This is a genomic window from Rickettsiella endosymbiont of Miltochrista miniata (assembly GCF_964031245.1).
GTDB lineage: Bacteria > Pseudomonadota > Gammaproteobacteria > Diplorickettsiales > Diplorickettsiaceae > Aquirickettsiella.
Window position 1 is genome coordinate 95,552 of the sequence record NZ_OZ035017.1, and the last position, 26,203, is coordinate 121,754.

Consider the following 26,203-nt stretch of genomic DNA (forward strand, 5'->3'; position numbering starts at 1 on the left):
TTTTTTACAAGCCCGTAGACTGTGACCCACTTATACCGCCAGCAGCTTCATGTCCTGATTTTTCCCCGGCTTCATTGAGTTTACCGTCAGCGATTTCTCTTAGAGCTATCACTGTAGGTTTATCGTTTTCGGGATCAACCATGGCCATGCCGCCTTTAGCAATTTGGCGGGCTCTTTTTGAGGCTATAATGACTAACTCAAAATGATTTTTGACTTTCTTTAAACAATCTTCAACGGTAACGCGTGCCATATAAATTCTCTATTAATTGAGCGAAATTGAACCTAATACTATAACATTATTTGGCTATATCTATACTATATTTCCGATAAAAGTATAGCTTTTCCGCTAATTTTTTGGGTTTAAGCGTCATAGTCGATCTTGCTGCCTTTTATTCAAGGTCAATTAAGGCTTAAAGTGACTTTTTACCGATAAATTAAGCCGCATTCATCAATGCGACGGTAACATCCAGCATTCGGTTAGAAAATCCCCATTCATTGTCATACCAGGCAAGAACCTTAACAAAATCGCCTATAACACGAGTTTGAGGCGCATCTACGGTAGAAGAAGCCGGATTATGATTATAATCGATGGAAACGAGAGGTTCCTCACTATAATTAAGTAGACCTTTAAGTGTGCTAGTTTCAGAGGCTTTTTTTAAGATTTCGTTCACCTCTTGAGCGGTTGTTTCGCGTTTAGCCTGAAAACTTAAATCTACTAAAGAAACGTTTATCGTAGGCACACGTATAGCTAAACCATCGAGTTTTCCAGCTAGTTCAGGTAATACTAAACCGAGTGCAGAAGCGGCTCCTGTTTTAGCAGGAATCATGGAATGAGTTGCTGAGCGCGCGCGGTACATATCGGGGTGATAAGTGTCGATGAGCACTTGATCGTTGGTATAAGCATGAATGGTGGTCATTAAACCATGAATAATCCCTAAATTTTCATGCAAGGCTTTAGCTAGAGGCGCTAGACAATTGGTAGTGCAAGAAGCATTAGAAATAATGGTATCGCTACTTTTTAAGGTATGATGATTAACACCGTAAACAATCGTTGCGTCTACCCCATTACCAGCGGGAGCAGAAATAATGACTTTTTTTGCTCCCGCTTTGATATGTTTTCCAGCCTTCTCTGGCGAAGTAAAAAGACCGGTACATTCATGAACTACATCAATATCTAATTTTTTCCAAGGTAAGTTTTCTGGATCGCGTTCCGAAAAGATTTTTATCCGTTGATCATTGATAATTAAACAATCCTTATCAATGGTTATAGTTCCTATAAATTTCCCGTGAGTCGTGTCATAGCGGGTTAGATGGGCATTAATATCAATGTTACCTAAGTCATTTATCGCAACAATTTCTATAGCATGTTGCTCAGGATTTTCAAAAAAAGCTCTTAGTATATTTCGGCCTATACGGCCATAACCATTGATAGCGATACGGGTTGTCATAATAATTCTCCGGCTAATAGTTGGTTTAGTGTTTTAATAACATTTTCTGTAGTAAATCCAAAATTTTTAAAGACATCCGCCCCAGATGCAGATTCACCAAATTGGCTAAGTCCGATTACTTTGCCTTTATTGCCTACATATCGGCACCAAAAATCTTTAGTTCCAGCTTCTATAGCCATGCGCAACTTAATTGAATCAGGCAAAACTTTAGCTTTATAGGTTGAATCTTGTTGTTCAAAACGATCAGCCGAAGGCATGGATACCACTCTGATTTGTCTGCCCTGCTGATTTAAAGTTTGTGCAGCACTTATAGCTAAATTTACTTCGGAACCTGTCGCAATAATAATGGCTTCAGGTGTTGATGGGCTATCGAGAAGTATATAAGCACCTCGATGGATAGCTTGTAAAGTTTCTTGGTTATGTGTTTGTGGAGGTATAGCTTGTCGCGTGAGCAATAAACAAGTCGGTCCTGAATGTTGTATCGCTTGCTGCCAGGCAACTGCTGTTTCTAGCGTATCGCAAGGCCGCCAGGCAGAAAGGTTAGGAATAAGTCGTAAGCTATTAATTTGCTCTATAGGTTGATGCGTCGGACCGTCTTCTCCTAAACCAATAGAGTCGTGTGTATAAATAAAAATAACGCGTTGCTTCATTAATGCAGATAAACGAACCGCATTACGCGCATAATCACTAAAAACTAAAAAGGTTCCTCCATAGGGAATGAATCCTCCATGCAAGGCTAAGCCGTTCATCATAGCGGACATACCGAATTCACGCACACCATAGTGAATATAATTACCGGCTGGATTTTCTTTAGTTAAAACTTGGGATCCTTTCCAAAAGGTAGAATTAGATTCTGTCAGGTCTGCAGATCCACCTAATAATTCAGGTAAAAGAGGCGCAAAAACATTTAATGCATTTTGGGAAGCTTTACGCGTTGCTATTTTTTCCGAAGGATTTTTAAAAACAGCTTCGATAATTTTTTTAGTTTTTTCTTCCCAATTTAAAGGTAATTTTCTATTAATTCTGCGTTGATACTCTTCGGCGAGTTCGGGAAATGCGGTTTGATAGGCAGTCCATTTTTCTTCCCAAGCTTTTTCTAAAATGTTTCCTTTAGAACGAGCATCCCAAGCTTGATAAATATCTTCTGGTATTTCGAAAGGTGGATAATTCCAATGTAATGCAAGTCTGGTGGCAGCTACTTCTTTTTCACCTAGCGCTGCTCCATGTGCCTGGTGGCTGTCGACTAAGTTGGGTGCGCCAAATGCAATTTTGGTTTTACAACAAAGTAAACTGGGTTTATCGGTAACTTCCTGAGCTTTTTCGATAGACAGTTTAATTTGTTGGGGATCGTGGCCATCAATTTCAGGAATAACATGCCAATGATAAGCTTTAAAACGTTCAGGTGTATTATCTTTAAACCAGCCTGAAACATTGCCATCAATAGAAATATTATTGTCATCCCAGAAGGCAATTAATTTACCTAAACCTAAACATCCTGCCAAAGAAGCAGCTTCATGAGAAATGCCTTCCATTAAACAACCATCACCTAGAAATACATAAGTAAAATGATCGATAATGGGATGAGAAGGTCGATTAAAATACGCAGCCAAATTTTTTTCTGCTAAGGCCATACCGACTGCATTCGCGAATCCTTGACCGAGAGGCCCCGTTGTTGTTTCTATTCCCGGAGTTAAACCTACTTCAGGATGCCCAGGAGTTTTGGAGTGTAATTGACGAAATTTTTTAATTTCATCTAATGAAAGATCATAACCGGTTAAATGAAGTAATGCATAATGCAGCATCGATCCATGGCCATTCGATAAAATAAAGCGATCACGATTACTCCATTGGGGATTATTGGGGTTATGGCTTAAAAATTCCCTCCATAAGACAGTTGCAATGTCGGCCATTCCCATGGGCATGCCAGGATGACCCGAATTGGCTTTCTCCACGGCATCTATGCTTAGGAATCGAATGGCATCTGCATATTTTTTTTGGTAAGACATTAAGATTTTCCTATTAACCCCATAATCAGGAATATTTCAAATTTAACAATTAAATTTGAGCGGGAATACAGACAAAAATTCAACTGCGAAGAGTAAGATTAAAAAACATCAACCACAATCGCATGCGCAATAATAATAGAGGAGGACAGGATCAGCAAACTTAATAAACCTTTTCCACCCATTACGCGATAAGGTGCATCGATTTGTTGATTATAACGTCCAGACCAAGCCATTAATGCGGGAAGAAAAGCCAATAAGGTGGCGCACCATATACCCGCATAATTCAATGCCAGCATAAATGAGGCGGGGTAAAATAAAACAAGGATTAAAGGAGGTAAAAAGGTAAGTAAATATACGATAAATTTATTTTTTTCTGTTTGATTTAACGCCAAACCATCAAGTAAGAAATCAGAGAGGCTAATCCCTACGCCTAAAAAGGAAGTTGCTAAACAAATAGATGTAAAAATCCAAGCAAATAAAGTAATACTATTTTTATTTAATAAATGGCTTAATGTATTAGTTAAATGACTGGTAGATTGACTGGATTGGGCAATCGTCAAAAGTTTATTGATAGGGATAACTCCCATAATAGCTCCATTCCAGAAAATATAACAAATAAGAGGGATTAAGCTACCCAGTATAATGACTTGGCGTAATTGTTTAACATTACTATGGAAATAACTGCGTAAACTAGGAATAATGGCGGCAAAACCAAACGATGTAATGATAATAGTTAGACTGTTGGGTAAGTAATGTATATTACCCTGCGCTAGTTGCTTAGTTGATATAAAAGGAAATAGAAATAATATTAAGAGGCAAAAAATAAGTAATTTCCCCCCCATCAAAATTCGATTCATTAAATCTACCGAATGCATGCCTTTATAAACAATAGGTCCCAGGATAAATACGAATAAAATGGCTGTAACAAGTGCTGAAAAATGTAAATCTACTTTTTGCAAGATGCCTTGTAAAAAATCTGAACCTCCCGCGATATACGCTGCTAGCAAAGCATAAAGCAATAACAAATAACATAACCAAGCAATAATCTCGCCCGGAATTCCCAAAGTCGCACGCGCCATGGAAATTAAATGGCTATTAGGCGGGAACCAAAGGTTTACTTCTAAGATCAACAAACCACCGGCTAGCATAATCCCCCAACAAGCAATCAAAAAAAGCGATGAGTTTAAAAAACCTGCTTGAGCCGTTGCAAGAGGTAAAGCTAACATCCCGCCGCCTATAGCATTACCAGTAATTAATAAAATACCGCCAAATTGTTTTATATTCATAGGATTTTTTTAGTGAATAAGGCTTAAAATAATAATAAGTAATGCAACTATCATTAAGCTAAGTAATAAAGACTTTCCTCCTGCAACTTGATACCCTAAAGCACATTTTTTAATATATCTTCCACTCCAGGCCATCATGGCCGGAAGAAGTATTAATAAAATGGCACAAAGCACTCCTGCATAAGATAAAGCCATGATGAAAGCGTGGGGATAATGATTGGCAATGAATAAGGGAGGAAAAAAAGTAAGTACATAAAGAGCTAACTTTTTTGAACCTTTTTTTTCAATTTGCAATCCATCACTAAAAAAATCAAATAAGCTTAAAGCCACCCCTAAAAAAGAAGTAGCGAAACATATGGATGTAAATATTTTTGCAAAAAAATTAATTAATCTATTATCAAGTAAATGATTCAAGGCGGACATTAAATCGCTGGTGGAATGTCCTGAATGATACATGAATATTAAACCCGAATTTCCATGTGCGGGTATGGCACCCATAATAGTTAATTCCCACAACATATAGCAGAATAAGGGAATTAAGCTGCCAATTAGGATGGCTCTACGTAGTATAATCAAATCATTGCTAAAGTAACTACGTAAGCTTGGGACTATTACCGCGAAACCAAATGAAGTCATGATAACCGTCGTACTACCTAAAACAACACTAAGCTGATAAGCATTTCCCAAACTGAATAAGTAATGAATAGAAATAAAAGGAAAAATAAAAATCACCAATAAAATAAAGGTTAATAGTTTGCTAAGCATTAATCCCCTGTTAACATAATCAACTGAGCCTAACCCTTTATAAACGATTAAACTTAATAATCCTGCAAATAATACCGCGGAAATTTTTGTGGATAAGTGCAAGTGAAAGGTTAGTAGAAGATGTTGTAAAAAATCACTACCGCCCGCAATATAAGCGGCTAATAAAGCATATAAGAGTAAAAGATAGCTGAGCCACGCGATGATCTGGCCAAATCTACCTAGAGTTGTTTTAGCCATGCTAATTAAATTACTGTTTATGCTATGCCAAAGATTAACTTCTAATATAAGTAACGCAGCAGCGGTCATTATAGCCCAGCACAGTATTAAAAAAATTAGCGCATAGACAAAGCCTAATTGTGCAGTAGCAATAGGCAGGGCTAACATGCCTCCCCCAATGCTGGTGCCAATGATAAGTAATATGCCGCCGATAAGTTTATTATGCATGATTCTTTTTAATAGAGATAAAGGTCCCCATGAGGACGTGTCTTAAAACGTCGATGTATCCAAAGATATTGGTCTGGGTGAGCGCGAACAGCTTGCTCTAACAATTGATTAAAACGTAGTGTATCTTGGTAATCATCACCCTGGGCAAAATTTTCTAAAATAGGTCCGATAGTAATTTGATAACCTTTTCCTCTAGCAAGGCGATGATAAAATAAGGTAACAACTTGTGCTCCTGTTCGACTGGCATAGCGACTAGGTGTTGAGATGGTAGCAGTAGGAATGCCAAAAAATGGAGGAAAAATGCTGTGTGTAGGACCATAATCTTGATCGGCTGCATACCAAATAGCTTTGTTTTGTTTCAAAGTTTTAATAATTTGGCGAATAGCGTGTCGATGTATAGGTTGCATCCATTTAAAATGACGATGTTGTTTTAATAACTTATCGATGACTTGGTTTTTTTGTTCCCGGTAAACAACATGCATTGGAAAAATGCTAGAAAACAGACGACCACAGATATCCAACGATGTAAAATGACCACTTAAAATAAGTACACCTTTTTTTCTGGTTATGGCTTCTTGCAAGTGTTCTAACCCTTTTACATGAACGAGCGAATCTAGTCTATGATCCGGCATCCACCAGGCCATAGCCGATTCGATGAGTCCCATTCCTAAAGATTGAAATTGTTTTCTAACTAAGCTTTTTCGCTGTTTATTGGATAATTCGGGAAAGCAAAGTTTCAGATTAATTTCCGCGATTCGTCGAAATCTTTTCAATAAATAATAGGAAATGCGCCCCAAATTTTTACCCAATTGTAGCTGTAATTGATAAGGAAGCTTTGTAGTGAGATATAAAATTCCTAATCCTAACCAAGTAGGCCAATAACGAGGATGTATCAGTTCAAAAAATTTATTTTGCATTAGGTAATAATAATCGATGTACTATTTGTTTTTTAATTAAATGTTGTTCAATAATTTCGTCAATATCATGTTGTGTTTCATAGTGATACCAAGTGTCTTCGGGATAAATCACCAATAATGGTCCCAAGCTACACCTTCCTAGGCACCCGGAATGGCTTACCCGAATTCTTTGCTGTTGGTTTTCCATCAGGAGTTTTATTTTCGTTTTTAAATAATCGAATAAGGGGTTGGCGCCGCGTTTAGCGCAACAATCCTTATTATTTTCCCGTAGATTAGTGCATAAAAAGATATGTTGTTGATAATAGGACATAATTTTGTTTTATAGCAAAATAAGAAAGTTTTTACTTTACCAGAAATAAATAAGTATCTCTATTGAGCTGCGAGTTTATAGCCCTTGAAGAATCTGGATTTCAAGCTAAAAGCTGAGTAAATCATTTAAATGATCAACTGTGTCTTTTTGAGTTAAACTAATGACTTAAACAAGGAGGAAATAGTTTATGTCAAATATCATACGATACAGAACCCCCTCTTTATTACACCAATTACACCGCCTATCGCAAGAGTGGGATCAACTGTTTGATCCTGGTCACCAACTCGTTGAAGACACCTCGATGGTCGAAACTAGCCATTGGGCGCCTGCAGTAGATATCAAAGAAGAGTCTACTCGTTTTGTACTCTTGGCAGATATTCCTGGCGTTGATCCAAAAGAGATTGAAATTTCTATGGAAAATGGGATATTGACGATTAAAGGTGATAGAGCAGAGACTCGTACCGAAGAAAGCGAAGGATACACACGAATTGAGCGATTAAAAGGAAGTTTCTACCGTCGCTTTGCTTTGCCGGATACAGCAGACGCCGATAAGATAACAGCAGAAGGAAAGAATGGTGTACTTAGAATCATCATTCCCAAAAGGGACAAAGCGGCGGCCAAAAAAATAAGGGTTGAAGATAAAAAAGATTAATTTTTTAATCCACAACTATTAATTGGGTTAAGAATTCGTGTATAAGCTTATAATCTTTTAGGGGAGTGTACTTAGTGTTCTAGTGCATGCTATACGTAATGACTTATGAGCTTGTGACAGGTCTAGCGTCTAAAAGGTAAGTGATAGGCACAGAGTCGACACTCACGAATGTTTTTGATTAGAGGTAAAAGTTTATTCATAGCAGGAAGGAGGTTCTATACTCACAGCAATGGGATTTTTGACAAGGCGTCGCGAGAATGAAGCAATCGCAGTGTATTCAAGATACATGAGGATTGCGGGTTGAGCGGCAACATAGACAAAAATTCAAGTGCGAAGAGTATACTTGCCAAATGGGTATTATACCCACTAAAGTAAGCGCTAAAATAGGCTGCTTTATTTAATAGGTAGGATCTATGGAGTATAAAGAAACAGAGGCTTTATTAGAAGAAGATGATGGCGATGGAAGTAGTGATACCGAATTACCACCTGACATCTTAGACATTGAAGATGAAGAATTAGATACATGGCCTGAAGAATTGGCCTTAGATGCATTGAATAAGAAAACAAAAGTCTCGCCCGTCCGATTTTCACTTGAAAAGCGCCGAGCTATTGAAGATTATTTAGAGCAACGACGATTACGCGAGGAATTCGACTATGAGTTTGAAAATGAGCTCATATCAGAAATTTCAGATGCAACAAAAAGTGAGTAGCTATGCACTTTAAGTTTTTGGATTTTGAACAGCCTATTGCAGAGCTTGGGGCAAAAATAGAAGAGCTACGTAAGCTAGGCAATGATGCTGACCTTAATGTAAACGAAGAGATTAAACGCTTAGAGCAAAAGAAAATAGAATTAACCGAATCTATTTTTCAATCATTAAATGCTTGGCAAATAGTACAATTGGCCCGTCATCCACAAAGACCCTATTTTTCGGATTACATTAGTAGAATTTTTTCTGATTTTGATGAGCTACATGGGGATAGAGAGTTTTCAGATGATCCTTCCATTATCGGCGGTATTGCTAATTTAGCGGATCAGCCAGTGGTTATTATTGGGCAACAGAAGGGCCGTACCACTAATGAAAAAGTCCAACATAATTTTGGAATGCCCAAGCCAGAAGGTTATCGTAAAGCTATCCGGCTAATGGAATTGGCCGAACGGTTTAAATTGCCCATTTTGACTTTTATTGATACACCTGGTGCTTATCCTGGTATTGATGCAGAAGAACGCAACCAAAGTGGTGCGATTGCTCAAAATTTACAAGTAATGTCTCAGCTGAAGACGCCTATTATTTCTACGATAATTGGAGAAGGTGGCTCAGGTGGGGCTTTAGCTATAGGTGTAGCTGATCGAATTTTGATGTTGCAATATAGTATTTATTCAGTTATTTCACCTGAGGGGTGTGCTACTATTCTCTGGAAAAGTGCTGAAAAAGCCCCTGAAGCAGCCGAAGCGATGGCTATGAATGCTGGTAGTTTATATAAACTCAAGCTGATAGATGTAGTGATTCCAGAGCCTTTAGGTGGTGCGCATACTGATTTTGATGAAATGGCTAATCAACTAAAGGTTGAACTTATTAAACAGTTAGCGCAGATCCAATATTTTTCTATGGAAAAATTACTTGAATTGCGTTACAGCAAGATTTTAGCTATGGGTACTTAATTTCTAGATCATCCTAGCTCTCAGTTTTTGTATTGTTAGCTTATGTTTACACACGAAAAACTCCAGTTTTTATTAAAACAATACCCTACATCTGCTGGATTTTGGGTAGCCTATAGCGGTGGCTTGGATTCGCAAGTTCTACTCTATGCGTTAAGTCGTGTAGTACCTGTAAAACGTTTGCGAGTTATCCATGTCAATCATGGCTGGCATGCTGACTCAATAAAATGGGCCAATATTTGTCAACAGACTTGTGAAAAACTAGGCATTTATTGCGAAGTTGTCCCAGTAGATGCCCATCCTAAATCTGGTGAGAGCCCAGAGGCATACGCCCGATCAGCGCGTTATGGCGCGATGGCCAAAAGAATATCCGCCGGGGATTTTTTATTAACGGCTCATCACCGGAATGACCAAGCTGAAACTTTGTTGTTACAGTTATTACGTGGAGCAGGTCTTAAAGGCTTAGCAAGCATGCCCTTTTGTCAGGTATTTTCAAAAGCGTATCTAATACGACCTTTGCTAGATTTTACGCGCACAGAGCTTTATGAATATGCTCAAGCGCATGAACTAACGTGGGTAGAAGATGATAGCAATAAGGATTTACGTTTTAATCGTAATTTTATTCGCCATCAGATACTGCCACTTATTCAGCAACGTTGGCCTCAAGCAGATAAAACCATCGCAAGAGCTGCTATAAATTTAGCAGAAGCACATTCCCTGCTTGATGAGATAGCCCACCAGGATTTGAATATCGTTCGGGGTTCCGTAGCTAATATATTGATTATATCTAGCTTGCTGAAGTTAAGTACTAAGCGTCGAAATAATGTATTACGCTATTGGTTAAAGCAGTTACATTTTTCTTTACCTAGTCAAAAGCAACTACAACAAATTGATATTTTGTTAAAAAGTAGAATGGATGCATCTCCCCGAGTTAACTGGGGAGATATTCAGTTACGTCGTTATCGTGATTGTGTATATGCGCTTAATTTAGTAGAAAATGAAAAACTTTTTAAAATTGGATTTACTGCATGGAAGTTGGGTCAGACAGTTACATTACCAACATTAGACCAACTGACGTCAAAGCAGGTTTTAGGCGCAGGGCTATTATTGAAGGAAAGGCAAGTCGATGTGACCTTTCGTCAAGGTGGAGAACGATTTTATGCGAGCAATCGTCAAGGTTCCCATCCACTAAAAAAATTATTTCAAGAATGGGGCGTCCCTCCATGGCAGCGCAATAAGCTACCTTTAATTTACTATCAAAAGGAGTTAATTGCCGTAGTTGGATATGATATAGATCCTCGTTTTGCAGCAAAGCAAAATGAGTTGGGTTTCGTTATTGAATGGATTCCGAAATTTTCCAATTCAGAATAGACCACTTGCAAAACCTGCGTGCTAGACTCGATTTCATCGTTAAACACTAGTCTACGGTCCTCGACTATCGTTCGCCTCGAACTCAAGCCCATCACTGGGTTATGCAAAAGGTCTAATGATCAACGAATTGCTAACGATATCAAACAAATAATCCATACTCTTCGCAATTAAATTTTTGACTGTGTTGCCACTCAATTCGCAATCCTCATGTATGATAATACACTCCGGTAGCTCATTTTCGTGGCGCCTTATCAAAAACTCAATTGCTGTGAGTATCTCACTAATCAATTAATTAGTGAGATCAATTTGAATTAAAAGGGTTTTATTTAATTACCACAAATCTAATGCCACCACGTGATAATACGTTAACTAAAAGTTCTTGTTTACTTTGTTTAGCGATAGCTTGTAGTTGAGCAACATTAGTTACCGCTATTTGATTAGCAGATGTTATGACATCTCCAGGGCGGATACCCGCATGCCAGGCCATGCTGTCTTCATCTGTATCGACGACTTCGACGCCAATCAAATGGCCTTGGCCTGTAATAGTTTGATTGAAGTCACGTAATACTAATCCATAGAGAAACGGATTATCACGTTCAGCTACTTTTTTATAATCTTTAGGATCAGTCAGGTTTATTACGGTATTGATCGTTTTCCCTTTGCGCAATAACCTAATTGTAATTTTATCGCCGACTCTTAACATGCCGACGATATTTTTTACCTGTCCGCCATTATGGATGGGTGTGCCATTAATCGATTGGATAATATCGCCGGTTTGAATGCCTGCAGTTTCGGCTGGCGAGTAGTTAGGTACTTGAGAGACTAATGCTCCGTTGGTATCAGGGGGGATATGCAGAGCGGTCGCTAATGCAGGTGTTAGGTCTTGTACTAGCACGCCCATTAAGCCGCGTTTTACCGAACCATGTTCTGCTAACTGTTTCATCACGCCGTTCGCCATATTGATGGGTATAGCAAAACCAATACCTATATTTCCTGCATTCGTGCCTGGAGCTAATATGGCTGTATTGATGCCCATTAATTGGCCTTGTAAATTAATTAACGCACCACCGGAATTACCTGGGTTAATAGGGGCATCAGTCTGAATAAAATTCTCATATCCCTCTATTCCCAATCCTGTGCGTTGTAATGCACTGACTATACCTGAAGTGACTGTTTGATTCAGACCGAAAGGATTGCCGATAGCGGCAACAAAATCGCCTACCTTTAAATTATCTGAATTACCCAGAGGAATAGCGGTTAAATGATCGGGGGTGATGGTAAGTAAGGCGATATCAGAAGCGGGATCTGAACCTTTCAGCGTCGCTTTGAAAACGCGTCCATCACTTAAGGTAACGGTGATGGTTTTAGCTTCGTGAATAACATGCGCGTTAGTTAAAATATACCCAGTTTTAGCGTCTACAATGACACCTGAACCCATACTTTCAAAATGACGCGGATAAGGGCGTCCTGGGACAGGGGGAGGTAATTGATTAAGCGGAATATCACCTTGAACAGAAACATTCACTACGGCTGGCAGTATGGGTTGTAGCATCGAAGAGATGCTATCTTTGTTCATTTGGTGGGCTAGACTAAAGGGCCAGCCTGCATAACTTAACGGACAAAAGCCGATTATAAGTAAGGAGCTGAGTAATAATTGGTATAATATTTTCTTCATAGATTTGCGATATCAAATTAATAGCCGCTAAGCTTAGCGTATTTTTTGGTTTTGTTGCAATTATTGAGTATTATACACGCTAAAGGTTATTTAATGCGCTATTATTCTTCTTGGGACCAGTTAATTTTGCACTTCGACGAAGCTTTATCGTCCATGCAGTCGCTTTCTGCTTCTGCTCGGCCTAATCCGGCTGCAAATTTAACAAATCAAGCTAGCGTTTTAAGTAAAAAGGACCGCCAACTTTCAGGCAGTTTGATGCGAATAAATCATGTCGGCGAAGTTTGTGCTCAAGCGCTCTATACTGGCCAAGCGCTTACTGCCCGTTCCAAGGAAATTAAACAAAAATTAAAAAAAGCCGCTGCAGAAGAGACCGACCATCTCAATTGGTGCCAACAGCGTATTCATGAGCTAGATACCCATGCTAGTTATTTAAATCCCTTCTGGTATGCAAGTGCCTTGTTAATAGGTTTGACCGCCGGTTTATGGGGCGATAAGGTGAGCTTGGGCTTTTTAGCTGAAACTGAACATCAAGTAGAAAGGCATTTGCATAAGCATTTAGAGAGATTGCCTTTACAAGATAGAAAAAGTCGCGCTATTGTGGAACAAATGCGTAAGGAGGAAATGGAACATGCTCTCACAGCTGAAGATGCCGGAGCTGTTCCATTGCCAGTGGTAATTCAATGGAGTATGCAAGGCTTGGCTAAATTTATGTCTTTAGTCGCTTATCGAATTTGATGTTAATATCGGGTAAAAGATGAATTTTTTGCAAACAATATCTATAACTTTATTGCAATTTTGCATGTTGAAAGCCTTAATTATCCTTTTACTAACGGCTATACTTTGTTTTTTATTCCCGATTTGCTATCAAAAATACCAACGACATTTAAATCATAAGCCACATATTTTGAGCCTTGTAGTACTTGAGTCCATTTATAGGCCATTATTGGTATTGATTGCTGTTATGGGCATACTTTATGCCCTCGAATCACTTTGTATGGCTTGGAAGGGGATTAGCACAGATCAATTTCACTTAATTCGAAATTTAGCTTTTACAGCGCTACTCGCTTGGTTTTTGTGGCGGTTTGTTTCTTTTTATAAAGCAGCCTTTCTCAAAGCCTCTAAAAATAAAACGATTGATAAAACTCTAGTTCATGGGTTGAGTCAGATTGCAAAATTAACGATTATTATTATTACGGCTTTATCTATATTTCAAATTTTTGGGTTTAGCATTGCCGGAGTTTTAGCTTTTGGTGGGATGGGCGGTATCATCATAGGTTTTGCCGCTAAAGATCTATTGTCCAACTTGTTTGGTAGCTGCATGCTTTTTTTAGATAGGCCTTTTGTAATAGGTGATCAAATCAATTTGCCAGCACTTAAAGTGGAAGGTACCGTAGAAGAAATAGGTTGGCGGGTTTGCAGAATTCGAACTCCGGATTGCCGTCCTGTGTATATTCCAAACGCTTTATTTTCAAATTTAGTCGTAGAAAATCCTTCAAGAATGAAATATAGACGATTCTATTGTCAAATTAGTTTACGTTACCAAGACTTAATGAAGGTTCCTGCTATTTTGGAGGAAATGCAGTCGATATTAAAAGACAATATGGCTATTGATAAGGATAGACCCATAACCGTAAATCTTAGAGAGTTGGGTAATACTTCTCTTAATTTAGTGGTGATAGCTTATACCAATATTGTTAATAGTGCGGATTTTTTAAAATTGCAACAAGCATTGTTTTTGGAATTATTAGCCTGTATTAAGCGTAATGGCGCTGAATGGTCTTTTCCTAGCCATAATATTTATTTAACCAAAGAAGCTGCCGAATCAGTTAGTTCTCAAGCTCAAGATGAAATTAAAACTTAGTGTTATAGGCTGTGGGCGTTTAGGAAAAACTTTAGCGGCTTTGTTCCTTAGTACCGAACTTGTCTGTATCCAAGATATTATTAATTTAAGTATCGCTAGTAGTGAAAATGCTGTTGTTTTTCTAGGGCAAGGTAGCGCTTGTAAGACACTTAAGCAACTTAGATCCGCGGATATTTATTTAATAGCAACGCCTGATGACAGTATTGAGTTAATAGCCCAACAAATAAGTCTACAAGGCATATTAAGACCAGGAAACGTGATTTTCCATTGCAGTGGTTTGTTATCCTCTGAATGTTTAAGCGCTGTAACGAGTTTGGGTTGTTATACCGCTAGCTTACATCCAGTCTTTAGTTTTTCTGAACCAGTAATGGATGTAAAAAACTTTGCAGGAACCTATTGTGCATTTGAAGGTAATCAAGAAGCATTAGATCGGTTGTTACCACTATTTAATGCGATATATGGACAGATATTTTTAATCGAGAAAAAGGATAAGCCACTTTATCATAGCGCTAGTGTGCTGGCTTCTAACTATCTAGTTACCTTATCAGCTATGGCTAGGGATTGTTATTCCAAAGCCGGCCTAAACGATAAATTAGCTGAAAATCTTACGCTAGCGCTTATGTCTCAAGCCTTAGATAAAGCACAAAGACTGCATCCTGAAGAAGCACTGACGGGGCCTCTGCAACGAGCAGATGTAAATACTTTAAAAAAACATCTATCTGCGCTGCATCCTTTTCCCGAGTTAGAGTATTTTTATAAAAGTATGGGAAAAGCTACATTAGCTTTGACTAGGCACGACGAAAGCCTAAAAAAATCATTAACGCAGCTTTTTACAGGTGAGTGAGGATTTTAGGCAGCAGCAGAAGTTGTCAATTTGCGAATTCTGACTAATAGGCGACTTTTATGTCTAGCTGCTTTGTTTTTATGGATGAAACCTTTATCAGCCATACGATCAATAATAGGTAAGGCTACTTTGTAGGCTTCATCAGCTTCAGTTGCTTTCCCACCCTCGATAGCGACAACAACACGTTTAATATAGGTTCGCATCATGGAACGATAGCTAGTATTATGTTGGCGGTGTTTTTCTGCTTGTCGCACACGTTTTTTTGCTTGTTTTGTATTGGCCAATGGACAACCTCCTGAATTAACAACAAACGAACTTACTACTAATAGAATTAATGTAAGCCGGGTAAATAGGCGCCAATCATGCCCTTATAGAGGCTATTTGTCAATCGAGAGAGGCGCTCATATTACTTATTCTTCTACTGAGTTATCACTATCATCTGCTTCCAATATATCTTGATTTTTATCAGGCTTAGCAGGAGAAGTTTCATCTTCTATTTCATTGCTATCTTCATCGTCTTCATCAGCTTCGGCCGCGGTTTTATTGACTTTAGATGACATTGAAGTATCAGCAGGCTGGGAAGAATTCGATGGATTTGTAGATTCACCTAACTGATTATCCGGTTTTTTTTCAGGAACAATCACTGGAAGAGGCTGAGAAGTAATAGTGGGTATGGGAGAAGGGGGTATTAAGTAATAATCTAAAAGCTTGCGAGCAATTTGAGTTGCTGGAGTAACGCTATTCTGGATAACGATAGCAAGGGCAATTGAAGGTTTTTCAACGGGAGCAAAAGCAATAAATAATGAATTATCACGCAGTTTGGCAGCGACTGTCTTGGTATCATAACGTTCATCATTTTTTAAACTATATACTTGAGCAGTCCCTGTTTTGCCTGCTAAGGTATAGGGAACACCTGGAAAAAAGCGTTCGGCGGTTCCTCCTGGGGCATTAACGACATGTTGCATAGCTGTACGGATAAAACTCAAAATATCTTGAGGTAAATTAACCGGTTCTAACTGTTGTGGTTTAGTAAAACTTACTGTTCCATCCCCCTTGCGCCAGCTTAATACGACATGAGGCTTCCAACGGTCTCCCCATTCAGCGAGGGCGCTGACTGCGAATGCAAGTTGTATGGGCGTTACTAATAGAAAACCTTGGCCTATGCCGGCATTTAACGTATCTCCACCATACCAGGGGGCGCCATAGGATTTTTCTTTCCATTGAGGATTAGGTAAAACTCCACTACTTTCGTCAGGAAGATCGATATCTGTTGGGCTTCCAAAGCCAAATCGCTGTAAGCTGGTGTAAATCCTGTTTATTCCCATACGTAAACTCAGATTATAAAAATAAATATCAGAAGAAACAGTCAGCGCCTTGAGTAAATTTACATCACCATAAGCATGACGACGAAAATTATGATAAATCCTTCCTTTCCCGTTAATTTGGAATTCTCCGGTGTCATGAATGGTAAAGGTGGGTGTAACCACATTTTCTAAAAGGGCTCCCGTGCTGATGAAAGGTTTGATGGTGGAACCAGGGTGATAAGCACCACGTAGGGCGCGGTTATAGAGAGGGTTTCCGGGTTCATTTTGCAAGATTTCATAATCATGCTGCCGAATCCCACTCACGAAAAGATTGGGGTCGAAAGTAGGATTACTTACCAAGGCTAAAACTTCACCACTACGAGGATCCAAGGCTACGATAGCCCCTTTTTGACTGCCTAAAGCTTGTTGTGCTAATTTTTGTAAATTACTATCGATAGTTAAAGTAATACTTCTTCCTGCGATAGGCCTAGTTTGTTTTAATATGCGTACGATTTGACCATGCACATTCGTTTCTACCTGCTGATAACCGACTGTACCATGTAGCTGCGCTTCATAATATTTCTCTACGCCGGTTTTGCCGATGAAATTACTCGCACTATAATTGACCGGATCTACGCTTTGTAATTCTTTTTCATTAATTCTTCCCATATAGCCTACTATCGCCGCAAAAGAACCGCCTTGAGGGTAATAACGTATCATTTGCGCTTGTATCGCAACGCCAGGAAAGCGGAATCTTTCTAGAGAGAATCTAGCGACTTCTTCCTCATTCAATTTTAAACGTAAGGGGACAGGCTCAAAGCGATGATGTAAGCGTCGTTGACGGTTAAATTGTTTTAAATCTTCAGCGTCTATTCTGATGAAGGAGCTTAATTGTTGAATAGTAGCATCAATATTTTTTACTAAATCAGGCGTTATAACAAGATTGAAAATAGGTTTGTTTTCTGCCAGTAATACGCCATTCCTATCGTAAATTAAGCCGCGATTTGGCTCTATGGAGACTAGGCCAAGCTGGTTTTGACGGGCCAAGGTAGTATACAGCTTATGCTGAAAGACTTGTAAATAAATTAGTCGGCCTAATAACAAGATACTTAGAGCAGAGATACCAATAAGGATGGCGATAGCTCTACGCTTAAATAATTTATGCTCTTGATGGGTGTTCTTAAATGTATTAATTGGCTTGAGCATAAAGTTGATCGTGCCCTTAGTTAATGCTGAGTAACAGCATAGTCCTTGTTATACTCTTCGCAATTGAATTTTTGTCTGTTACCGCTCAATTCGCAATCCTCATGTATCTTGAACACATTCTGGTTGCTTTATTCTCAGGGCGCCTTGCCAAAAATTCAATTGCGAAGAGTATATATTTACATTTAAGACAAATGTAAGCAATATGACGACATTTTTGCTTTTGCTTATCGTTTACAATCGATAGATTACCATCTGGTATAAACGACGTATTTTATCAAACATTTTAATTTTTCTGAGTATATAAAAAACTAAAGGTTTAAGACAGGTCTAAGTTAAATATGATTTCTTCACATGAGTTATTTTGTAAAGCTAAGCAGTTCATCCCAGGGGGGGTTAATTCTCCGGTGCGCTCATTTAATGCCGTGGGTGGAGATCCGATATTCTTTTCGCATGGGAAAGGGGCTTACTTATTTGATGTTCAAGGTAAATCCTATATCGATTTTGTAGGTTCCTGGGGTGCATTAATTCTTGGACATGCTCCTGAAAAAATTGTGTTGGCTGTAGAGGAAGCGGCTAAACGAGGCTTAAGTTTTGGTGCCCCCACCTCTGCAGAGATTGACTTAGCAGAAAAAATTTCCAATTTAATGCCCAATCTAGCAAAAGTGCGTTTAATGAATTCAGGCACTGAAGCGACTATGACCGCAATCCGCCTTGCTCGAGGCTTTACCGGCCGCGATAAAATCCTAAAATTTAATGGCTGTTATCATGGTCATGTTGACGCATTGTTGATAAAAGCGGGTTCCGGATTAGCCAGTTTTGGCATACCCGATAGTGCAGGAGTTCCCAGAGTAGTGGCAGAGCAAACCTTGAGTGTGGACTTTAATAATCTCGAGCAGGTCACACAGATGTTTATGCATTATGGCAAGGAAATTGCTGCTGTTATCGTAGAGCCTATCGCAGCGAATATGAATTGTATTTTGCCATTATCAGGTTTTTTAGAAGGGTTGCGTGAGTTATGTGATTATTATGGAAGCATACTAATTTTTGATGAGGTGATATCAGGCTTTAGAGTGGCTTTAGGTGGTGCACAAGAAATCTACCAGGTGAAACCTGATTTAACCACACTAGGCAAAATTATTGGCGGAGGTCTACCGGTCGGCGCCTTGGGTGGCCGAGCTGAGATTATGGATTGCTTAGCCCCACAAGGAAATGTGTATCAAGCAGGGACTTTGTCAGGTAATCCAGTCACAGTAGCAGCAGGCCTTGCTACTTTAGAGATAATCAGCCAACCGGGATTCCATTCGGAATTAAATTTTATCAATGAAAAACTAATATCTGGATTATTAGAACTGGCTAAAGACGCCAATATTTGTTTGCAAGCCCATCATATTGGAGGATTATTTGGATTTCTTTTCATTGAAGAGACAGAAGTTTATAATTATCAACAAGTAAAATCAGCTAATCAATTACTTTTCAAAGAATTCTTTCACAGAATGTTAGCAGATGGTATTTATTTTTCACCCTCCGCTTTTGAATCAGGTTTTATATCCAGTGTACACGGAGAGCAGGAAATAGACTTTACTTTAGCCGCGGCAGAAAAAGTATTCTATAAACTAAAAGAACAGCATTTAGTGCCAGCTTAGTTAACCCATTTTCTAATAAATTAACTTAAATTATTATTTTGTTAAAATTTTCTTTTATTTTTTTCTTTTCTTAGTGTAATTTAGATAATTAAATAGATCTCTATATTTGATTTAAAACGTCGGATATTGAGTTTAGAAATTTAAAATAATTTAACGGAAAATAAAAAATGCTAATGGATGTGGTTAATGATATAACAAATGCGGAAGTTGAAGGTATGGCCAAAGTATTTAATAATTCAACCGCCCCTGTTATCTATTCTTTATCTCAAGAATTACTTGACAATATAACTGAATTAGCGCTTTTTGAAAAAAAAATTGCTTTGAGTAACGCACTATTGACTAAACTGAATAATCAAGAAAATCAAGAGCAAATTTATAAATTAAAAAAGGAAAAAGAAGGTTTTGAAGAGCAAAAATTAGAATTAATCAGTTTAATTAAGAAATTAGAACTTATTCAAGGCTCGACTAAAGATTTTACTTTATTTTTTATTTTTCTCAAAAGATTTTATACTTTGGCGATTGAGAAAGGAAATTTTGAACAAACGGATAAAAATATTTCTTCAAAATTAATCAGTAATTTGAAAAATGAGGAAGAAAATTTATACAATGAGTTTGTCGAGGGAGATTGTTTTTCTAAAGTATTGTTTGTCTTACCTTTCGAAATGTATCAATGTTACTTCAAGGAATATGCGAAAAATTTCTTTGACAACATTCAACATTCAAGTGATCCCTATGCGAATTCACTTTTAATTCTCAAGGCTGTATTGTATGAATGTGCTTATTTTAATGCCAATTTTAATTTAACTACTCTCAAATTATTCTTATCTCAACATATCCCTGCCCATGTTCCCTTGCCAAGCGCCAATTCTGAATTGGTAGCGTTACGTTGTTTTTTTTACTATGAGCTTTTGCTAGATTTTCTTAAATTAAAGCTTGTTCAGACTAATTTTGAGCATTTGAAAAAAGCAGTTAACTTAGAATTAAATATAGTCAATTATAAAGCCAATGCTAAGGACACACTTATAGTCGGATTAAATTATTTACAAGAAGCTTTAGGTAAAATAGATAAAAAATATAACGATTTTCTTGGGAGTGAACCGGAAGAAAAAGAAGCACATGTCAATCAAGCGTTAGTTTTTTATAATATAATAGAAAACGAAATTCAAGTTATTCATAAAAAAACTAATAATTTAATTAATAACAAATATATGAATTTAACAAAAATGCGACGCATGTTAGCAATTATTGTTAATGAAACGCATCTTCCGAAATTTTTGGAATTATTCAATGTAAAAACTGGTAATGATTTTAGCTTAAATAAAATGGGACAACCAGAATTTATAGAAACTAACAAAGAAGCTTTGAATTATTTATTTCATGCCATCTGCAGAGACGAATTTTATACACCATTAAATACAAGGGTAAATTTATTTATTAATAAGTTGACGGAATCTTATCCTAAAGATGATATCTCTGTTTTAGATAGTCTAGAGCTTGAAGATCTAATAGAATTTAGTTTCTATTATATTTTTACTTTACTTTATACGGATTTTAATGCCAGTTTAAAAGGGTTTAACAGACAATTACTTTATACCGAATTAGTTACATTAAGTATATTTGCCAATTTTAAATTAAAAGATTTGGAAGTATTAGAAAAAAGAAAAAATGAAGAGATAAATAAATTTTTTGAAAAAACTTTTAAAAATAAAGTTGAATATAGTCTCCACAAAAAAAATATTCTCGAAGAAATTAAATTAAATTTAGATACTTTCCAAGATATCAGGCGTATCTTATCTGATACAAAATCTTTAGAAGATTCGCTTAAGCCGAAATTAGAGTCTAGTCTAGTTCCAATGCCTGAGAAAAATCTGTTGATAGATTCCTTAAAAGGTTTAGAAAAAAAACAAAAAATTTGTGAATTGGAGTATCAAAAAGTAGAAAAACATAAGTTTATTAATAAACCTAAATCTATAACGCTAATTAAAACTAATGAAACCCAATCAAAGAAAAATACGGCAATAGAATGCAATAAAGCTATAGAGTATTTTTATGAGTCACTAAGTTGTTTGTCAGAAAATTTATCTGAGACTTTAAAACATATAAAAGAAAATACGCAAGATATAAATCAATTTCGTCAGAAAATTTCTTCTGCTATAGGCCAGATCTCTTTATCAATACAGAAGCTCTTATCGAGTTTAAATGGTTGGAAAAATCCAAATGAATCTCGAGATTTATCGAATTTAAGTTTACCAAAGCTATTAGAGCTAGTAGAGGAACTTGTAATAAAAAATACTTCAATTGTTAGGAAAGATCAAAAAAAGAAGTTAACTCAATTACGAGAATTGCTCAATAACTCCTCTTCATCAATCGAACTTCTGATTGGTCAAGTGAATTCAGTAATAAATAAATATCATAACTACAATAATGAAGCTAAAAAAATTCTAGGCTTACTCTCGACTTCTGTTATAAAAAACCATATTCAATCTCAATTCTTTGCCAAAAACTCGCTGACTAAAAAAGTGAAGCGTCAAATAAATGGAAAATTATCTAATGATTACATACGTTTAAAAGAACAATCCAATGGGTTAGAAAAAATAATTAGGCTGATTAAATGCGATACAGATGTTAGAGTAATTAAATTATATGCCGTCATTGTAGAAGCGGATGACTATCAAAAAACATATGAGCTGTTAAATGAAAAAATTAATCTTTTTAAAAATATTCCTAATAAAAAATTTAATGATTTAAGGCAAGATATTCCCTTCATTAAAGATAAAAAATTTTGTGATGAGGATAAAAAAGTTGATGTAGCTCACGGTCAGTTAATTGAAGTAATTAAAGCTGCAACTTCTGAAAACGTGACAGATGCACCAATAAAAAAAATTGCATCCATCTTAACACCCAAATGTGTTGTTAATGAAAATAGGCAACTAGATCTTGTAGATTCGATAAGTATCCAAGGACAATTAGATGTTGAAAAAAAATCGGCAGAAGAAAGTCTACTCACTGAATTTACAGAAGAAAATCTATCTAATAATTCTAACTTAGCTAGCAAAAACCTTCTAGAAGATTATGAAAGGTGGAATGTTGATTTTGAAGTCTGGAAAAATGAAAAACATACTAAGCTATATGAACTTTTTCATATTATTGAAACTTGTTCGAAATCAGTTTTGGATAGTAGCGCAAAGGCATTTTTAACATGTCTATCTTTTTATCAGGAGGAATGTGCTGTTAAAAATGATGAACTAAGAATGAAAGAAAACCAAATAACCCCTTATTTTAAAAGCTCAAATCAAACTAAAGTAATGATTAGCTATTTGTCCCAATATCAAAAATGGTTCGATGAAGTTTTTCATCGGATCCTACTCTGTAGGACACTGATATTACAAAATGAGGATAATCCTGTAGTTCAAGAATCCCCTCGTTTGCCCAGTCCTTTGGCCGACAACAGGGCGGAGTTTAAAAATTTATTAACTTTTTACTTAGGAGCTACTGATAAATATAATAAGTTTCGTGATGATTTAATTAGTGAAGAAAACGAATTAAATAATTTGAATCGGAGCTTTATTAAACAAATTCTGATGCTAGGATCCCTCAATGGAATGGATAATGAAGAGAATGTATTATCTGATTTCAGCAAGCAATTAGATCGAGTAAATCAATTAAAACTAGCAATAGAGCAAGAATTTGAAACTAAGCAGAAAATCAAAGAGAAATTATCTTTGCTAGCAAGCCCTGAAATCGTTAAGTTTTATTTAAGTCGTATTGATCCCTCGGATGCAGATAGTTTAAAAAATCCAGAAAATTATTTGCCTCCTATTGAGACTACCAATAATACAAATTGTGTTTTCCCTATACCATCGCCGGAATATAATATTTACACAGCGCCTACGACATTTTATTATCTGCCTTCGCCTATGCCCGCTGTTTATCCTGTTGATATGGTTCAGCCACACAATCCAATATTTTATTCGATGTAGTTATTGTTTTCCGAGCATGACCACAATCATTTTTTCTGGTTTAATCCTTTGGAAGGCGTGTCGAATTTGTTCCAAGTTGACGGAGTTAATTTTTTGTTGATAGGTATCTAAATAATCTAGAGGCAATTGATAAAAACCAATTTTCTCCGTAGCGGCCAAAATCCCTTCATTACTTGAAATAGAAGATGGAAAACTGCCAATAAGGGCTTGTTTGGCTCCTTGCAATTCTTGTGTAGATGGGCCTTTGGCCAGAAAATTTTTTAAAGTTTGTTGAGTCAGAGAAAGTGCTTTAGCAGCTTGATCTCGACGCGTTTGCAATGCGATTACGAAAGGGCCAGCGACTTGCAATGGTTTGAATCCACTGTTTATTCCATAGCATAAACCACGTTTATTTCTAACCTCATTAAAAAGTTTTGAAGTAAGTATTCCGCCACCTAAAATTTGGTTACCTACAACCAGCGGAAAATAGTCAGGGTCTTTTACAGCAATACCGATTTGACCCAGAAAAATAGTCGTTTGTTTGGAAGGATAGGAAACTTTTATGATGTGATTTTTTAAGTGTGGCAATGAGGGCGCATTCATGGGTAACGAAGCTTTCCCTTGCGCCAATATGCTTGAGAGCTGTTCGGCAATGCTCATTGCTTTAGCTTGCGTTACATTTCCTACGATTGCTATCATGGCATTTTTTGCAACATAGTTGCGATGATAAAAATTTAATAATTTTTCTTGGGATAGTTGCTCAATGCTTATTTTATTTCCTAATATAGATGAGGCATAAGGGTGAAGCCCATATAAAGTTTGATAGAAGGTTTTAATAGCAATCGCACTAGGTGTTTGTGCTTCTTGTTGTAGGGCGATTAACATTTGTTTTTTTATTCGATTAATAGCTGGTTCGGGGAATTTGGCATCCTTAAGTAAAATAGAAAAGGTGCTCAATGCTGGATTGAAGAATTGTGGAGCACTAAGTGAACGTAGATTTAAGACGGTCATATCTTGATTAACGCCAGCACTATAATGAGCTCCGACGGCTTCAAAACGATTGGCAATTTGATCTACATTCAAATTTTGCGTGCCTTGATCTAGCATTTGTGCGGTAAATTGAGCAATTCCAGGGGAATTATTATCTTGAGCAGAACCAGCATGAAACAATACGCCGATATCTATAATGGGTATTTCGTTTTTAGCAACAAAATAAACCGGTACACCATTTTTTGTAGACCAATGTTCAATTTTTAGAATAGCGTGTGAAGTTTCTGCTTGCGTAGTATCAGTAATAAATAGTGATAAGAAAGCCAAAAAATAAAAGAAAGATTTAATGTGCATGTTTAGATCCTATAACTGATAAAGTATTAGAGTTTGGATCAGTTGAATTCATGGGTAAGGGGATTAAGTAAGCAATAATCAAATGAGAAGCAAGCAAATATTTATTGGCTACAGTTTGTATTTGACGTGGCGTGATAGCATTAATATGTTTTAGATAGTCTCGTTGTATTTGCCAGGGCAAGTTAATCGCAGCTAAACTTCCAAGTTCATACGCTTGTGCAGTTATAGAATCTTCGCGGTATATTTTATCGGCAGCTATTTGTGCTTTTGCGCGTGCCAATTCTTCAGTATTGACACTAAAGATTTGTAATTGCTTGATTTGCTTCAATAAGCTTGATTCAAGTTCCGATAATGTGTGTCCAGGTGTTGGTGTGGCTTGCAACAAAAACAAGCTATCTAAGCGACTTATAGGATTGTAAAATGCATTAGCATCAGCAGCTATTTGTTGGTTTCTGATAAGATTTTTCGCAAAACGAGCACTATTACCTCCTGATAATAATGTTGCAATAAGATCTAAAACATACGGATCCTGACTATTGACGCCTTGTTTAATAACCGGTACGGGATAAGCCATAACCAGCCAAGGCAACTGAGCAGGCGTATGTATAATGAGACGTTTTTCCCCTAATGTTGGTAAGTCTTTTTCTGGTTTTATTTTTGGGAGAGTAATGGGTTTCAAATTGGAAAAATAAGTTTGTGCTAATTGATAAACAAAATTGGGCCTTACATCACCGACAACGACGAGTATCGCATTATTGGGTGCATACCAGGTTTCATACCATTCACGTAAATCTTCAACATGCATATTTTGTAGATCATTTTTCCAGCCGATGACGGGATGATGATAAGGGCTTGCAACAAAAGCTGCAGCATTAAGGCGTTCTAACAAAATTTCTTGGGGATTATCGTCGACGCGCATGCGCCTTTCTTCCATTACCACTTGAATTTCCTTAAGAAAATCCTGTGGACGTAGCAATAAATTTCGCATTCTATCGGCTTCTAATTCAAAACTAACCGCTAATTTATCTGCAGAAAATTTTTGATAATAGGCAGTAAAATCTGAATCCGTAAATGCATTTTGTTCTCCTCCATTTTCAGAGACAATTTTTTCAAGCACTCCCGGGCCAAATTTTTTGGTTCCGCGAAACATCATATGCTCTAAAGCGTGCGAAATGCCTGTTATTCCATTAGGTTCATAGCTACTGCCGACTTTGTACCAGATCTCTGAAATGACTACCGGAGCTCGATGATCTTCTTTAACTAGTAAAGTTAATCCATTTTTTAAATGATATTCGTGGACATCGCCTGCCCAACATAACGGAGATAAGAATATTAAACCAAAATAAACAAAAATTTTTTTAAAAAACATCGATTAGTTTCCTAGAGAACTTATTGTTCGTGCTCCGATTTTCATGCCTATCCAAGCTAAAATTGGGGTTTACCCATCAAGAGGGTGAATGGTTTTAGCTTCTGAAAGTCCCCATCGCGAGATGAAAGCACTGAAAAGCGCC

General features: G+C 37.1%; 21 protein-coding genes. 9 read left to right on the forward strand and 12 right to left on the reverse strand.

The window, feature by feature from the left end; translation table 11 throughout:
• Positions 1–4 precede the first annotated feature (4 nt).
• The 7 genes from rpoZ to AAHH40_RS00485 all read right to left on the reverse strand — a co-directional run bounded on the left by rpoZ (position 5) and on the right by AAHH40_RS00485 (position 7,176).
• A complete protein-coding gene (gene rpoZ, locus AAHH40_RS00455) occupies positions 5–250 on the reverse strand; it encodes a DNA-directed RNA polymerase subunit omega (RefSeq protein WP_342220164.1) in 246 nt (81 codons plus the stop codon).
• Between the two features lie 184 nt (positions 251–434).
• Positions 435–1,448 carry a type I glyceraldehyde-3-phosphate dehydrogenase gene (gene gap, locus AAHH40_RS00460; RefSeq protein ID WP_342220165.1) on the reverse strand — a complete coding sequence of 338 codons (1,014 nt, stop codon included), beginning with the start codon at positions 1,446–1,448 and terminating at the stop codon, positions 435–437.
• Positions 1,445–3,454, reverse strand: coding sequence for a transketolase (gene tkt, locus AAHH40_RS00465; protein ID WP_342220166.1), 2,010 nt, complete (start codon positions 3,452–3,454; stop codon positions 1,445–1,447). Before tkt ends, gap begins: the two co-directional genes overlap by 4 nt.
• 98 nt (positions 3,455–3,552) lie before the next feature.
• Positions 3,553–4,740: an amino acid permease gene (locus AAHH40_RS00470; protein ID WP_342220167.1), complete on the reverse strand. Its 1,188-nt coding sequence runs from the start codon at positions 4,738–4,740 to the stop codon at positions 3,553–3,555.
• Positions 4,741–4,749: 9 nt separating this feature from the next.
• Complete coding sequence (locus tag AAHH40_RS00475; RefSeq protein ID WP_342220825.1) at positions 4,750–5,952, reverse strand: amino acid permease; 1,203 nt, start codon at positions 5,950–5,952, stop codon at positions 4,750–4,752.
• Positions 5,953–5,957: 5 nt separating this feature from the next.
• Positions 5,958–6,866 (reverse strand): LpxL/LpxP family Kdo(2)-lipid IV(A) lauroyl/palmitoleoyl acyltransferase, encoded by a 909-nt coding sequence (gene lpxL, locus AAHH40_RS00480; RefSeq protein ID WP_342220168.1) that lies wholly within the window; start codon positions 6,864–6,866, stop codon positions 5,958–5,960.
• Complete coding sequence (locus tag AAHH40_RS00485) at positions 6,856–7,176, reverse strand: (2Fe-2S) ferredoxin domain-containing protein (protein ID WP_342220169.1); 321 nt, start codon at positions 7,174–7,176, stop codon at positions 6,856–6,858. Before AAHH40_RS00485 ends, lpxL begins: the two co-directional genes overlap by 11 nt.
• Positions 7,177–7,363: 187 nt before the next feature.
• On the opposite strand from AAHH40_RS00485, the gene AAHH40_RS00490 reads away from it, so the two are divergent.
• The 4 genes from AAHH40_RS00490 to tilS all read left to right on the forward strand — a co-directional run bounded on the left by AAHH40_RS00490 (position 7,364) and on the right by tilS (position 10,856).
• The gene (locus AAHH40_RS00490; protein WP_342220170.1) at positions 7,364–7,828 is read left to right on the forward strand and encodes an Hsp20/alpha crystallin family protein; all 465 of its coding nucleotides are present in this window, start codon (positions 7,364–7,366) and stop codon (positions 7,826–7,828) included.
• Between the two features lie 413 nt (positions 7,829–8,241).
• A complete protein-coding gene (locus AAHH40_RS00495) occupies positions 8,242–8,538 on the forward strand; it encodes a PA3496 family putative envelope integrity protein (RefSeq protein WP_342220171.1) in 297 nt (98 codons plus the stop codon).
• Positions 8,539–8,540: 2 nt separating this feature from the next.
• Entirely contained in the window at positions 8,541–9,488 is a 948-nt protein-coding gene (locus AAHH40_RS00500; protein WP_342220172.1) for an acetyl-CoA carboxylase carboxyltransferase subunit alpha, read from the forward strand.
• A 42-nt stretch (positions 9,489–9,530) separates the two neighbouring features.
• Entirely contained in the window at positions 9,531–10,856 is a 1,326-nt protein-coding gene (tilS, locus tag AAHH40_RS00505) for a tRNA lysidine(34) synthetase TilS (RefSeq protein ID WP_342220173.1), read from the forward strand.
• Between the two features lie 322 nt (positions 10,857–11,178).
• Here the strand turns inward: tilS and AAHH40_RS00510 are convergent, their stop codons facing one another.
• Positions 11,179–12,531: a Do family serine endopeptidase gene (locus tag AAHH40_RS00510; protein ID WP_342220174.1), complete on the reverse strand. Its 1,353-nt coding sequence runs from the start codon at positions 12,529–12,531 to the stop codon at positions 11,179–11,181.
• 93 nt (positions 12,532–12,624) lie between these two features.
• Between AAHH40_RS00510 and coq7 the strand changes: the two genes are divergently transcribed.
• The 3 genes from coq7 (at position 12,625) to AAHH40_RS00525 (ending at position 15,236) form a co-directional block, all read left to right on the forward strand.
• Positions 12,625–13,266: a 2-polyprenyl-3-methyl-6-methoxy-1,4-benzoquinone monooxygenase gene (gene coq7 / locus AAHH40_RS00515; RefSeq protein WP_342220175.1), complete on the forward strand. Its 642-nt coding sequence runs from the start codon at positions 12,625–12,627 to the stop codon at positions 13,264–13,266.
• 64 nt (positions 13,267–13,330) lie between these two features.
• On the forward strand, positions 13,331–14,392 hold the full coding sequence (locus AAHH40_RS00520; RefSeq protein ID WP_342220176.1) for a mechanosensitive ion channel family protein: 1,062 nt from the start codon (positions 13,331–13,333) through the stop codon (positions 14,390–14,392).
• On the forward strand, positions 14,376–15,236 hold the full coding sequence (locus AAHH40_RS00525) for a Rossmann-like and DUF2520 domain-containing protein (RefSeq protein ID WP_342220177.1): 861 nt from the start codon (positions 14,376–14,378) through the stop codon (positions 15,234–15,236). The genes AAHH40_RS00520 and AAHH40_RS00525 overlap by 17 nt, the downstream gene beginning before the upstream one ends.
• Before the next feature lie 5 nt (positions 15,237–15,241).
• Here the strand turns inward: AAHH40_RS00525 and rpsT are convergent, their stop codons facing one another.
• Both rpsT and mrdA read right to left on the reverse strand, forming a co-directional pair.
• Positions 15,242–15,520, reverse strand: coding sequence for a 30S ribosomal protein S20 (rpsT, locus tag AAHH40_RS00530; RefSeq protein WP_342220178.1), 279 nt, complete (start codon positions 15,518–15,520; stop codon positions 15,242–15,244).
• A gap of 126 nt (positions 15,521–15,646) precedes the next feature.
• Entirely contained in the window at positions 15,647–17,746 is a 2,100-nt protein-coding gene (mrdA, locus tag AAHH40_RS00535; RefSeq protein WP_342220179.1) for a penicillin-binding protein 2, read from the reverse strand.
• A 338-nt stretch (positions 17,747–18,084) separates the two neighbouring features.
• Here mrdA and hemL point away from each other — a divergent pair, with 338 nt between their 5' ends.
• Together hemL and AAHH40_RS00545 are read left to right on the forward strand one after the other, a co-directional pair.
• Positions 18,085–19,389, forward strand: coding sequence for a glutamate-1-semialdehyde 2,1-aminomutase (gene hemL / locus AAHH40_RS00540; RefSeq protein WP_342220180.1), 1,305 nt, complete (start codon positions 18,085–18,087; stop codon positions 19,387–19,389).
• A 167-nt stretch (positions 19,390–19,556) separates the two neighbouring features.
• Positions 19,557–23,369, forward strand: a complete 3,813-nt coding sequence (locus tag AAHH40_RS00545) for a hypothetical protein (RefSeq protein WP_342220181.1) — start codon at positions 19,557–19,559, stop codon at positions 23,367–23,369.
• Here AAHH40_RS00545 and AAHH40_RS00550 read toward each other — a convergent pair whose 3' ends face one another.
• Entirely contained in the window at positions 23,370–24,692 is a 1,323-nt protein-coding gene (locus tag AAHH40_RS00550) for a pitrilysin family protein (RefSeq protein WP_342220182.1), read from the reverse strand. It lies immediately after the preceding gene.
• A complete protein-coding gene (locus AAHH40_RS00555) occupies positions 24,682–26,061 on the reverse strand; it encodes a pitrilysin family protein (protein WP_342220183.1) in 1,380 nt (459 codons plus the stop codon). Before AAHH40_RS00555 ends, AAHH40_RS00550 begins: the two co-directional genes overlap by 11 nt.
• Positions 26,062–26,203 lie beyond the last annotated feature (142 nt).

Excerpts from the sequence above, each read along its gene's own strand:
- rpoZ (WP_342220164.1), bottom strand. The coding sequence starts at position 250 with ATGGCACGCGTTACCGTTGAAGATTGTTTAAAGAAAGTCAAAAATCAT.
- gap (WP_342220165.1), bottom strand. The coding sequence starts at position 1,448 with ATGACAACCCGTATCGCTATCAATGGTTATGGCCGTATAGGCCGAAAT.
- tkt (WP_342220166.1), bottom strand. The coding sequence starts at position 3,454 with ATGTCTTACCAAAAAAAATATGCAGATGCCATTCGATTCCTAAGCATA.
- AAHH40_RS00470 (WP_342220167.1), bottom strand. The coding sequence starts at position 4,740 with ATGAATATAAAACAATTTGGCGGTATTTTATTAATTACTGGTAATGCT.
- lpxL (WP_342220168.1), bottom strand. The coding sequence starts at position 6,866 with ATGCAAAATAAATTTTTTGAACTGATACATCCTCGTTATTGGCCTACT.
- AAHH40_RS00485 (WP_342220169.1), bottom strand. The coding sequence starts at position 7,176 with ATGTCCTATTATCAACAACATATCTTTTTATGCACTAATCTACGGGAA.
- AAHH40_RS00490 (WP_342220170.1), top strand. The coding sequence starts at position 7,364 with ATGTCAAATATCATACGATACAGAACCCCCTCTTTATTACACCAATTA.
- AAHH40_RS00495 (WP_342220171.1), top strand. The coding sequence starts at position 8,242 with ATGGAGTATAAAGAAACAGAGGCTTTATTAGAAGAAGATGATGGCGAT.
- AAHH40_RS00500 (WP_342220172.1), top strand. The coding sequence starts at position 8,541 with ATGCACTTTAAGTTTTTGGATTTTGAACAGCCTATTGCAGAGCTTGGG.
- tilS (WP_342220173.1), top strand. The coding sequence starts at position 9,531 with ATGTTTACACACGAAAAACTCCAGTTTTTATTAAAACAATACCCTACA.
- AAHH40_RS00510 (WP_342220174.1), bottom strand. The coding sequence starts at position 12,531 with ATGAAGAAAATATTATACCAATTATTACTCAGCTCCTTACTTATAATC.
- coq7 (WP_342220175.1), top strand. The coding sequence starts at position 12,625 with ATGCGCTATTATTCTTCTTGGGACCAGTTAATTTTGCACTTCGACGAA.
- AAHH40_RS00520 (WP_342220176.1), top strand. The coding sequence starts at position 13,331 with ATGTTGAAAGCCTTAATTATCCTTTTACTAACGGCTATACTTTGTTTT.
- AAHH40_RS00525 (WP_342220177.1), top strand. The coding sequence starts at position 14,376 with ATGAAATTAAAACTTAGTGTTATAGGCTGTGGGCGTTTAGGAAAAACT.
- mrdA (WP_342220179.1), bottom strand. The coding sequence starts at position 17,746 with ATGCTCAAGCCAATTAATACATTTAAGAACACCCATCAAGAGCATAAA.
- hemL (WP_342220180.1), top strand. The coding sequence starts at position 18,085 with ATGATTTCTTCACATGAGTTATTTTGTAAAGCTAAGCAGTTCATCCCA.
- AAHH40_RS00545 (WP_342220181.1), top strand. The coding sequence starts at position 19,557 with ATGCTAATGGATGTGGTTAATGATATAACAAATGCGGAAGTTGAAGGT.
- AAHH40_RS00550 (WP_342220182.1), bottom strand. The coding sequence starts at position 24,692 with ATGCACATTAAATCTTTCTTTTATTTTTTGGCTTTCTTATCACTATTT.
- AAHH40_RS00555 (WP_342220183.1), bottom strand. The coding sequence starts at position 26,061 with ATGTTTTTTAAAAAAATTTTTGTTTATTTTGGTTTAATATTCTTATCT.